Here is a 10070-nt window from a genome sequence, read left to right on the forward strand (position 1 = left end):
ACCGATCACCAGAGCCTTCTTGGCGGCACCGGTGCGGATGTACTTCTCAGCGGTGGATAGCCCGTAGATGAAGCCGGAGCAGGCGGCGGAGAGGTCGAAGCAGGCGGCGTTGACGGCCTTGATGCCGTTTTGCACCAGGCAGGAGGTGGCGGGAAACGGGAACTCGGGGGTAACGGTGCCGAGCACGATCAGGTCGATCTCGGAGGCTTCCGCCCCGGCCATTTCCATCGCCTTCTTTGCGGCGGCGATCGCGAAGGTGGAGGTGTACTCGCCTTCGGAGGCGATGCGGCGCTCCCTGATACCGGTGCGGGTGACGATCCACTCGTCGGTGGTGTCGACCATCTTTTCCAGGTCGAAGTTGGTCAGCACCTTTTCCGGAAGCGCGGAACCGGTGCCGGTGATCTTGGCGCGAATCATTAGGCTACCCTCTCCTTACCGCCGTCGGGCGCTTGAGCAACCTCCCGCTCACGTGCGGATGTGGGGAAACTCTCGTCCAGCTTTTCAGCCATACGGTTGTTGACCCCTTTCAATGCATAGTCATGGGCAAAGCGGATGGCGTTCTTGATCGCCTTGGGATTGGAGCCGCCGTGGCAGATCATGCCCACGCCGTTGATCCCGAGCAGAGGCGCCCCGCCGTACTCCGCATAATCGACAGTTTTCTTGAAGTTGTTGAACGCCTTGCGGGAGAGGAGGTAGCCGATCTGGGACAGGAGACTGCTTTTGATCTCGGCCTTGAGCATCTTGCCCACGGCCTCGGCGAGCCCTTCGGAAACTTTCAGCACCACGTTGCCGACGAAGCCGTCGGTGACCACCACGTCGACCGTGCCGTTGAAGATGTCGCGCCCTTCCACGTAGCCCACATAGTTGATGGGCTGCTCGCGCAGAAGGATGCTCGTCTCGCGGGTAAGCTCGTTCCCCTTGGAATCCTCCTCCCCGTTGGAAAGGAGGCCCACCCGGGGGGACGGGATCCCCATCACGAAGCGCGCGTACACCTCGCCCATCAGGGCGAACTGCACCAGGTGGATCGGCTTGCAGTCCACGTTGCCGCCCACGTCCAGCACCAGCGTCTTGCCATGCAGGGTCGGGAAGATCTGGGCGATGCCCGGCCGGTCGATCCCCTTCATCCGTTTCATGACGAACATGCCGGCCGCCATGGTGGCGCCGGAGTTACCCGCGCTGACCACGGCGCAAGCCTTGCCGTCCTTCACCAGCTCGTAGGCCACCCGGATGGAGGAATCCTTCTTCTTGCGCACCGCATCAGAGGCGGAATCGTGCATGCCCACCACTTCGGAGGCATGCCACAGGTCGATATCAAGCCCGCTGATGTTGTAGCGGGCGAGTTCGGCCTTCACCCTTTCAAGGTCTCCGACCAGGGTGACCGGCACGCCGAACTCCCTGGCCGCGGCGACAGCACCTTCGACCTCAACCTGAGGGGCGTTGTCGCCCCCCATCACATCGACAGCAACTCTCATATTTCCCCTAGCAGCGGATTCCGTACAGGTCACGACAGAAGCTTGAGCCTAAGATTAGAGCTCTTCGGCTTTCAGCACCTGGCGACCTTTGTAGGTACCGCAGGAGGGGCAGACGCAATGCGGAAGCTTGGGGGCCTTGCACTGGGGGCAGGTGGAGACGGTGGGAGCGGTCAGGAAGTCGTGTGCCCTTCTCATGTTCTTGCGGGATTTGGAAGTTTTCTTCTTAGGTACAGCCATGGTGTTCTCCTTTTACTTTTCTATCTTGATCTTCTTCAGGGCAGCCATCTTCAAGTTGATCTCGCCACGGTCGCAGCCACACTCGCCGGCGTTGAGGTCAGCGCCGCACTGTGTGCAAAGACCGCGGCAGCTCTCGCTGCAAAGCGGCTTGAAAGGGACCTCGAGCATCACCTGTTCGGCTATCTCGGGATCCACATCTATCTCGTCACCGGAGTAGGAGGCAGAGATCAGCTCCTCGTCGGTGAGTTCCACCTCTTCGTCCAGGCTTTCGCCCTTCGATTGGGTGTAGAAAATGGTGAAGTCGGAGGCAAGCGGCAAGTCATAGTCGGCCAGGCAGCGCGAACAGGAGAGTCGCACGCTGGTCTCAACCCTGCCAGCCACCCTCACGTGGTCGTACTCCCAGATGGCGGACAACTGGGCGCGCAGTGGAGAGGTGAAACTGCACTCTCCCGCCTGCTCCATCTCGGCCAGGCTCGGGTAATGTTCCGCGGGCTCCTCTTCGATCAGCTCGATCCGCTTCTTCTTGACGTCGTCGACGCGTATCTTCAAAGGATTCCCCCTTTTTCAAAGCTTCTCAGTATATAGATGGAGGTGATTTTGTCAAGACAAATTAGAATTCCGTTTCGTGTTCCGCATTGCGAGGTTAGCGGAAGGATTCTTTCATTTTGGCTGCCTCAATCAAGAGCCAACGGCAGAAGCAAATCCCCCCTGTCTACCATCCGGTTCCCAGCCGATAATCCACGCTCACCCCGCTCTCCCCTTGGGAAAGGATCCCCAGCCGCTCGGCTGCCGATTCCACCAGCAGGTCCCAGGCACGGGTTTTCTTCTTGGGAGGCCGGATCAGTTCCGGCTCGCCCTGGATCCCTCCCAGGCGGCCTGCCTCGGCGATGGCGTCCTGCAGGGTGCCGAGCCTGTCCACCAGCTTGAGGGCGAGCGCCTGCTCACCGGACATTATCCTGCCGTCGGCGATCTGCCTGACCTGCTCGACCGGCAGCCGCCTCCCCTCGGCCACCGCCTTCACGAACTGGGAGTGCGTGCTGTCGATCACGCTCTGCAGCATCTGCCTCTCCTCGGGGGTCATCTCCCGCCACGGGGAGCCCACGTCCTTGAACTTGCCGGTCTTCAGGGTGAACGATTTCATCCCCACCTTCCCCATCAGCCCCTCGATGTTGGAGAACTTCATCAGCACCCCGATGCTGGCGGTGATGGTGCCGGGATTGGCATAGATGACGGTGGCGGGGGCCGAGACGTAGTAACCACCGGAGGCGGCGACGCTCCCCATGGAGACCACCACCTTCTTGACCTTGGCGAGCCCCTTCACCTCCGCCGAGATCTCCTGGGAGGGGCCGACCACCCCGCCAGGGGAATCCACCCGCACCACCACGGCTTTGACCCGTTTATCCTTCCTCAGCGCGCGCAGTTGCCGGACCGTTTCCTGCCCGTCAACTATCAGCCCCTTGACCTCGACCAGCCCCACCCCCTCGCTCACCAGCTGGTCCTTGTCACCGAACAGGGCGGTGGCAACTATCACGCAGGCGCCGAACAGAAGCAGCAAGACGACCACCGAAATCACGCTCCACATGACCCATCTTCTCTTCATGCCCCCTCCGAATCAAGCCACCCCAAAAGAGTGAACATCCGACGCCACTGCACACCGCATATTTTTGCTTGTCATTACCGAGAATAATGGCTATATCAGAACTTAGCGCCTTACGCTGACGTCAAAAGCAACGCGAGACGCCGCCAGCACCGGTAAACTTTACACCATTGGATTCGAATAGCTGGCGCTGCCGCAGAAAGGGCAACTCCCCCAGCTCATCGTCAAACGCCCGGCCTTCCGGCCACCTTCCAAGGACATGAAACTACTCGTCATATCAGACAGCCACGGCAACTCCTCCCACGCCTTCAAGGCCCACGAACTGGCCGGCCCGGTGGACCATATCATCCATTTGGGAGACGGCGCTGACGACGCGCGCCTGATGGAGCAGGTGCTGGAGGTGCCGGTGCACAAGGTGGCCGGCAACTGCGACTACGAGCCGCAGCTTCCGCGCGAGCTGACCCTGGAGTTCGGAGAGTGCCGGGTCCTGGTAACCCACGGCAACCGGCAATCCGTGAAGGCGGGGCTGGGAAACCTGATAGGAAGGGGGATGGAGGTGGGGGCGACCGTGGTGCTCTACGGGCATACCCACCTGCCGGCGGTGGACTCGGCGCAGGGCATGCTGCTGGTGAATCCCGGCCCCCTCAAGGAAGGACTTACCCCCAGCTACGCCATCGTCACCGTCGACGGCAACGAAGTCCGTGCCGAACTCTTCGGTTTCACCCCCGCTGCCACGCCTTCCCCCACCTGAACGGGAAAAAGCTAAGGGGAAAGGCTCGCACTGTCCGCTTTCGCCTCCAGCCCGTGCCCTTCCCCATGAGCGTTCCACCTTCTCTTCTAAGAATTCAGCATCCGCATCCGCAGTTATGGCAAACCTTGCGGTTCTCGCTGTCCGGCGCTACCGTCTCCGGGGCGAACGCGATCCGGTTCACCGCCCGCCTGATGTCCTCCAGCGGGTCCAGGTGCGGGCTTTTCCCTATCACATGGCCTACGCAGATGTTGCTGATACCGTCGGAGGGGGAGGCTATCCTCACTGCGTTGAGTAGATCGTTGTAGCTGTTTATCTCGATTACCTGCCCGTCGTCATCCAGCCGCTCCAGGTTGATCCCGAAACGCTCCAGCTCCTGGGCCAATTCCGCGAAAAAAAGATCGAAGGTGATCCCGGTGAGCGACTTCGCCCACTCCGGCCTGTTGTGCTTCTGTGCGTAACAGGTCAACCGCATGTTCTTTCCCATCTAGTACCCTCTCCCGGTTCTTCTGTTTCAAAGGTTGGGCCGTTCGTGCTGAGCCTGTCGAAGCATCACGTCCAACCTTGCGCAGCTGAGCAAGCCGTATAAAGTTCCAGCCCCTTCGACAGGCTCAGGGCGAACGGCACACTCATATTTGTGTAACCTGGTACCTAACGCGAGGCTTCCCTCACCCCAACCCTCTCCCGGGGGAGAGGGAGCATTCTTCAATTCGACGCGGCCTTCCTCTGCATCGAGTTGAAGATCATGTCCAAAACCGCCTTCTGCTTGGCCTCGTACTTGTTGAGCACCGCCAGGCAGGTCCCCATCGGGAACTGCTCGTGCAGGTAGTCGGAGTCACGCCCCGACAGTATCACGATCCTGTTCTTGTCCATGCCGAGCGAGGTCGCGAAGCTGAGTATCTTGGTGCCGTCCATCACCGGCATCTCGAGATCGACGATCAAAAGGTCGATGGCCTCCGACTTGATGATCGACAGCGCCTGGAAGGGGTCGGTGCAGGTCTGCACGTCCAAAAGCGGATACAGCGACTGGATCTGCGCCTGCAGAGCCTGGATGAAGGGAGCATCGTCGTCTACGATCAAAATCTTTCTCATCAACACCTCAACCGCGTCATTTGACAACCCTGGTAGCCGCAGTGAGTACCGGGAAGGGAACGTGCAGGTCCAGCGCCTTTGCCATCTTCAGGTTTATCACCAGGTCCACCCGTTTGGGAGTGGCGACCGGCAATTGGGAGGCCTTCTTGCCACCCAGGATGCGGGCAGCGTAATCGGCGGCCATCTGCCCCTGCTCGACCGGGTCCGCCTCCAGCGACACCAGCGCCCCCTTCTGTGCGGAACCGGGAATGAGGGAGATGACCGGGATCTTCAACTCGGACGCCCGGTGCACGATCTTCTCGAAGCCGCGGCTGCCGGAGGTGCACTCGGTCACGAAGATGCAGTCGACCTTGGTGGAGAAGAGCGTGGCCAGGACAGTATCGATACCGGAGGGACTTCCCAGGTTGACGTCGACCAGGATGGTGCCGGTGCCGGCCGCGATCCGCCGGACCTCCTTCAACTGCGCCAGGGAACCTTCCTCCTTGGCGGAGTAGATCACCCCCAGCGTGGTCATCGGCTTCAGCTCGGCCATGGTCTTGATCAGGGTGACCAGCGGGACCTTGGAGCTGATCCCGGTCATGTTGTGCCCGGTGGAGGTCATGCTCCGGACCACGCCGGTCTCCACCGGGCCGTAGACGTCCGCGAAGACCACCGGTATCTCGACCCGCTCGTGCAGAGCGGTCAGGGTGGCCGGCGCGCCGTAGGCGACGATCAGGTCGGCCCCGATCGCGTTGAACTTTCGGATGCTGTTGGCCCAGGAGATCGGGTCCGGGTTCGGGGTCTGAGTGATCACCTCGACGTTGCTCTGATCATACCCCTTCTGGACCAGCGCCTTCATGAAGGCGCGGTGCGCCTCGCGGTAGCGGGGGAGATCGCAGGTCAGGATGGCAGCGATCAGCTTGCCGGCCGCGCGGGTGTCCGACGCAGGGATGACTGCGGATAGTGCGAGCAGCAGGAGTATAATACGGATCGCTCTCAGGGTCTACCTCTTAGTCACCACTTCGCCGCCACAGTCGCCCACACAGTGTGGACGGTGCCGTTGTTGGAGCTGTAGGATGGATTCTTCTCGTCGTAATCCTTGATCACGTATTCCAGCGAGCTGGAGATGGCCTTGGTGAAACGGTATTCACCCTTGGCGGAAAGCTGGCTTATCACCGTGTCCAGCCTGGTGATCTCCTCGACGCCTGCCGTGCTGCTGGTGGCCGAGAAGAGCCTGAACTCCGGCTGGAAGGCGGAGGTCGAGCGGACCTGCTGGAGCATGAGCGAGAGGTCGAGCTGCTCGGTGGCCGCGAAGGAGGCGGTCAGGCCGTACACGTGGGAGCGGTCGTAGAAGTTAGAAGCGGCCTGGCTGCCGACGGCCACCGAGGTGAAAAGGACGGTCTGGTCGACGTTGTTGTACAAGAAGGCGTAGTTCGCCCCTACCGTCAGCCTGGTGACCGGGACCCACCACACGGCCCCATTGGCGTTCACCACCGTCCGCTCCCGGGAGGTGAGCGGATAGTTGCTGTAGGTGAGCGGGTCCAGCGGGAAGTTGACCAGGAAGTGCTCCACGTCGTCGTTCCACTCGCGCCGCGCGATAAGGTTGGCGCTGCCGCCCCATTTGTTGCTGCGGGTGTAGGTCCCCAAAAGCTTCCCCTGGTGCTGCTGCTGGAAGGAGCTGCCGTAGGAGGGATGGTCCGTATTGGTGTAGCTGTACTCGCCGCTGAAGCGGACCCCGGTGACCGGGCGGTAGTTGACGGTGAGTATCCCCTTGTTGATGTCGGTGGTCTCGGGGAGCGCCCAGCTTACCTGGCTCGGTTGGGAGGAGATGTTGTTCTCCCGGCGCTGGAACTCCCCTTTGTACTCGGCGTTCACCGAGAGGTCGACCCGGGGACGATAGGAGAAGATGACGGTGATCAGGTCCTTGCTGGTGTTGATGGGGGTCTTGACCAGGAGGGCGGGGTTCGCGTAGCTGGTGTTGAGCATCACGCTACGGTAGTCGTTGTCGAGGTCCTGGCGCCGGTACTTGACCGCCAGCGAATACTCCTTGCTGGGTGTGTAGACGAGGTCCCCCGCCACGTTGTGCAGGTCCGCCTTGAGGTGCTTGGTGCCGCTGAAATCGGTGAGGCTGGAGCGGTTTTCCCGCTGCTCGATGCTGTAGGCGCCGCTGCCCACCAGGCCGCCGGAGAGCGAGGTATGCAGCTTTACGGTGTGGGAGTAGTACCGGCTGTCGGGGTTCTGGTTGTGCTGCTGGATCCCCCCCAGGAAATCGGGGGCGCCGCTGACGGTGTTGCGCGGCACGTAGTCGGCGAGCGGCGTCGCTTCACGGTCCTCGAAGGTCCTGAACTTGAAGTCGTAGATGACATCCACCGGTCCGAGGTGGGCGTCCATGCCGATGCGGCACTCCTGGGTGAGCTGGTCCAACCCCTGCCGGAGGGCGTAGACGGTGTTGGGGGTTCCCTCGAAGGCGGTGTCGGCGAAGCGCAGCTGCTTGTTCCCCTCCCTGACCAGCCTCCAATAGCCGATATTCACGTGCAGCGGGTAGTTGTGCAGCCGGTACCTGAAGTCGGCGCTGGACTGCTGCACGGATATCCCGTAGTCCTGGGGAGGGTCCTGGATGGCCTGGTAGAGGGCGGGGGTGGGGGCGTCGGTCCTGCCGGCCTGGAAATTGGGGGAGAAGAGGATGTCGCGATTGAGGTTGTGGTAGAGCGACTCGGTCCGGGCATGCAGACGGTAGTCCCCCTTGTAGTCGAGCAGGAGGTCGCCGTGGTAGTCGTGCTCGTTGAGGAAGTTACCCTCCAGTTCGAGATTGGAGTCCTGCTTAAGGCTGCGATAGAAGAGCCCGCCGCCGGGGCTGGAGCGGAGAAAGCCGTAGGGCTCGGCGTTGCCGCCGTGGCCGCTCACGGCCACCCCATTGTAGCCGAGATAGCCACCCTGCTGGATCAGCTGCTCCACATGCCGCTCTTCCTCCGGGTGTGCCTGGGTCTCCGCAGACGGGGTCTCCACAGACGGGGTCTCCACAGACGGGACCTCTGCGGCCGGGGCCTCCACAGCAGAGGCGTCAGTGTGCTGGGGGAGGTCCCGGAGCTTTCCCTCCGCAGCCGCCACCTTGCCGGCGGTCAACAGCAGAAGAAGCAGGGGCACTATCATGGTCGAGGCTCGTTCGAGGGCTCTGGTCACCTTCCGACTCCTGCGGTTATTGACGCATGCTTCCGTTACCGGTGATGCCCGGGGAGGGCGCATCGCTGCCGTGGACCTGGGAATGGCAGTCCGTGCAGCGGTTGGTGAAGAGCTGTTTCAGTCCGGCGGTGTTGCTGGCCAGGTGGCCCGCGTGGCACTGCATGCAGAGAAACGGCATCGAGGCGTTCAAAAGCGGACTGTTCACCGAGCCGTGCGGGGTGTGGCAATTGAGGCAGTTCTCGGTCACGTCGGCATGCTCGAAGACGAAGGGTCCCTGCTTCTCCATGTGGCAGCGGGTGCAGGTATCCTTGACCGAGTTCCCCCTGAGGAGCTTGGGGAGGATGGAGCCGTGCACCTCGTGGCAGTCGACGCAGACCATCTTCTTCTCCCTGATCGGGTGATGGGAGAAGAGGGAGTTCTCCGCCTTGACCTCGGGGTGGCAGCCGTAGCAGAGCTCCGCCATCTGCTCGCGGGACACTTTCTGCTGGGGCCCCTTGTGGAGCTTGTGGCAGTCGAAGCAGCTCACGTCGTTGACGGCGTGGGGGCTCGCATTCCAGAAGGCGAGCGCGGGAATGGAGGCTGCGGAGTGGCACTTGAGGCAGATGAGCGACTGGGCTTGGGGGGGGAGGCGCATCAGGTCGAGGAAGGTGGTGGTGTCACACTTCTTCTTTTCTTCGCTGTTCTTCTCGCGGTCATCGCTTAGGTGGGTGATGGCGAGTGAACCCGGGCCGTGGCAGGACTCGCAGTTGACCAGCGGCAGGCCGGTCTCCGGCTTGATCTGCTCGCCGTGCACGCTGTGGCTGAAGTCGTTGGAGATCTTGTCGTGGGCGTGGCACTTGGAAACGCAGTTGGCGGTGCCGACGTAGTCGGCGTCCAGCCTCCCCACGATCATCCGCTCGTATTCATGCATGGGCAAAATCGGCTTGCTCTGCTTGAGTTCCGCGCAGGAGAAGAGCAAAAGCGGGGCGACGGCCCCCAGGGCACAGACTGCGATGCGGCCAAGTCGCCTAGCCAAAGTCATCTACTCTCCTCGTATCCCCTTGGTGGTGGTGTAGATGAACCCGCGCACGATGGGATTCTGGCTCTGCTTGATCTCGCGCGGGGTGCCTACCTCCACGATCTTCCCGCCGTGCATCATGGCGATGCGGTCGGAGATGTAGAGCGCGAAGTTCAGGTCGTGGGTGACGATCACCGTCGTGTTCTTGGTGGTCTCCTTGAGCTTCAGGATGGTGTTGGCAAGCTCGTCGGTGGTGACCGGGTCCAGCTCGGCGGTCGGCTCGTCGTAGAGGATCAGGTCCGGGTTCATGGCGAGCGAGCGGGCGATGGCGACCCGCTTCTTCATGCCGCCGGAGAGCTCCGAGGTCCGTAGTCCCTCCCTGCCGGCCAACCCTACCATCTCCAGCTTCTCCGCGATGATCTCCCGGATGCGCTGCTCCCTGCAGACCCTCTTCTCTCTCAGCCACAGCCCCACGTTCTCACCCACGGTAAGCGAGTTGAAGAGCGCGGAAGACTGGAAGACCATGCTGTAGCGGTAATCGCGCCCGGCGTGGGCCCCCTTGCTGGAGAAGATGGGGATGCCGTCGATGTATATCTCGCCGCTATCCGGCGTCTCCAGCTTCACGATGTGCTTTAGGAGCACGCTCTTGCCGGTGCCCGAGGGGCCGATGATGCAGAAGGTCTCGCCGGCGAAGATCTCCAGGTCGATGTCCTTTAGCACATGGGTCTCGCCGAAGTACTTGTTGAGGCCCACCACCCGGATCCCCAC

At 61.9% G+C, this 10070-nt stretch carries 12 protein-coding genes; 1 reads left to right on the forward strand and 11 read right to left on the reverse strand.

Translation table 11 applies throughout. The annotated features are described in order from the left end of the window. The 5 genes from VJ604_RS13070 to sppA form a co-directional block, all read right to left on the reverse strand. On the reverse strand, window positions 1-417 hold a 417-nt coding region (locus VJ604_RS13070; protein ID WP_518517914.1), incomplete at its 3' end, for a ketoacyl-ACP synthase III. Further along, window positions 417-1472 carry a phosphate acyltransferase PlsX gene (gene plsX, locus VJ604_RS13075; RefSeq protein WP_324083204.1) on the reverse strand — a complete coding sequence of 352 codons (1056 nt, stop codon included), beginning with the start codon at window positions 1470-1472 and terminating at the stop codon, window positions 417-419. The genes VJ604_RS13070 and plsX, both read right to left, overlap by 1 nt. Before the next feature lie 54 nt (window positions 1473-1526). After that, the gene (rpmF, locus tag VJ604_RS13080; RefSeq protein ID WP_015721360.1) at window positions 1527-1709 is read right to left on the reverse strand and encodes a 50S ribosomal protein L32; all 183 of its coding nucleotides are present in this window, start codon (window positions 1707-1709) and stop codon (window positions 1527-1529) included. Window positions 1710-1721: 12 nt separating this feature from the next. Further along, window positions 1722-2258, reverse strand: coding sequence for a YceD family protein (locus tag VJ604_RS13085; RefSeq protein ID WP_324083217.1), 537 nt, complete (start codon window positions 2256-2258; stop codon window positions 1722-1724). A gap of 163 nt (window positions 2259-2421) precedes the next feature. Further along, complete coding sequence (gene sppA / locus VJ604_RS13090; protein ID WP_324083219.1) at window positions 2422-3309, reverse strand: signal peptide peptidase SppA; 888 nt, start codon at window positions 3307-3309, stop codon at window positions 2422-2424. Window positions 3310-3565: 256 nt separating this feature from the next. On the opposite strand from sppA, the gene VJ604_RS13095 reads away from it, so the two are divergent. Beyond that, the gene (locus tag VJ604_RS13095) at window positions 3566-4057 is read left to right on the forward strand and encodes a YfcE family phosphodiesterase (RefSeq protein ID WP_324083221.1); all 492 of its coding nucleotides are present in this window, start codon (window positions 3566-3568) and stop codon (window positions 4055-4057) included. A 94-nt stretch (window positions 4058-4151) separates the two neighbouring features. Here the strand turns inward: VJ604_RS13095 and VJ604_RS13100 are convergent, their stop codons facing one another. From VJ604_RS13100 to VJ604_RS13125, 6 genes are all read right to left on the reverse strand, one after another. Further along, window positions 4152-4541, reverse strand: coding sequence for a PB1 domain-containing protein (locus VJ604_RS13100; protein WP_324083222.1), 390 nt, complete (start codon window positions 4539-4541; stop codon window positions 4152-4154). Window positions 4542-4759: 218 nt separating this feature from the next. Next, window positions 4760-5146 (reverse strand): response regulator transcription factor, encoded by a 387-nt coding sequence (locus VJ604_RS13105; RefSeq protein ID WP_324083224.1) that lies wholly within the window; start codon window positions 5144-5146, stop codon window positions 4760-4762. Between the two features lie 16 nt (window positions 5147-5162). Next, complete coding sequence (locus VJ604_RS13110) at window positions 5163-6101, reverse strand: ABC transporter substrate-binding protein (RefSeq protein ID WP_414652435.1); 939 nt, start codon at window positions 6099-6101, stop codon at window positions 5163-5165. 38 nt (window positions 6102-6139) lie between these two features. After that, window positions 6140-8305: a hypothetical protein gene (locus tag VJ604_RS13115; protein WP_324083226.1), complete on the reverse strand. Its 2166-nt coding sequence runs from the start codon at window positions 8303-8305 to the stop codon at window positions 6140-6142. Window positions 8306-8321: 16 nt separating this feature from the next. Beyond that, window positions 8322-9326, reverse strand: a complete 1005-nt coding sequence (locus VJ604_RS13120; protein WP_324083228.1) for a DmsE family decaheme c-type cytochrome — start codon at window positions 9324-9326, stop codon at window positions 8322-8324. Next, window positions 9327-10070 (reverse strand): ABC transporter ATP-binding protein (locus VJ604_RS13125; RefSeq protein ID WP_324083230.1); only part of this gene is annotated, 744 nt, incomplete at its 5' end.

Source organism: Geomonas sp. (assembly GCF_035254065.1).
Classification (GTDB): Bacteria; Desulfobacterota; Desulfuromonadia; order Geobacterales; family Geobacteraceae; genus Geomonas.